1 protein-coding gene is annotated in these 642 nt (G+C 55.1%); it reads left to right on the top strand.

Annotated elements, in window-relative coordinates; all coding sequences use genetic code 11:
- Positions 1-76: 76 nt before the first annotated feature.
- Positions 77-642: DUF305 domain-containing protein (locus ACOI1H_RS26090; RefSeq protein WP_422441268.1), on the top strand; the 566-nt coding region annotated here is incomplete at its 3' end.

Genomic DNA, 642 nt, shown 5'->3' with positions numbered 1-642 from the left:
TGGTGGGGCCGCCGTGGCATTTTCGCTTTTTCTTTGGCTGGTCCGCTCTCAGGAAACGGTCGGGGATGTGGCGTGGATGAAAGCCATGATCCCGCACCATTCCATCGCCGTCCTGACCTCGACGCGTGCAGATCTGACTGATCCACGGGTACGCAAACTGGCTGATGAAATCATCCATGCCCAAAACCGGGAAATTTCCGAGATGCGTTGGCTGATTGAGGACATCACAGCCGATGGTGAAGAAGATGACTTTGCGTTAGGGCAGACCGAGCGTCTGGCTCAGGTAACTCCGTTGGCGGAAGCACTTTTCTCGCCCGTTATTGCGGCGATTGATCTTTCACCAATGACTCCAGAAGAAATTGTAGCTGCCATTCCGGCGGGGGCTACTTGCAATTTTCGTCGCGGCGTCACTGCAGATCCCATCTTTGCCGTTACGGTGCACGGACAGGGCATCACAAAGATCTCGGGTCAGTTGGTCGACTTGCAAACCTTAGGAGAGCCGGATGTGGACGGTATCATAGCGTCGACAGACGGTTTGAAAGTCACCGTTACCCCCGAAGGTCCGGCAGACGAGGCGACATTAATGTTCGAGCTGTCTACCGCACCGTCCCTGGTTGTTGGCTATGATGGTTACTGGACGTG

It is taken from the genome of Loktanella sp. DJP18 (genome assembly GCF_049310965.1).
Taxonomy (GTDB): domain Bacteria; phylum Pseudomonadota; class Alphaproteobacteria; order Rhodobacterales; family Rhodobacteraceae; genus Loktanella.
This window is presented reverse-complemented; position numbering and strand designations above follow the sequence as displayed.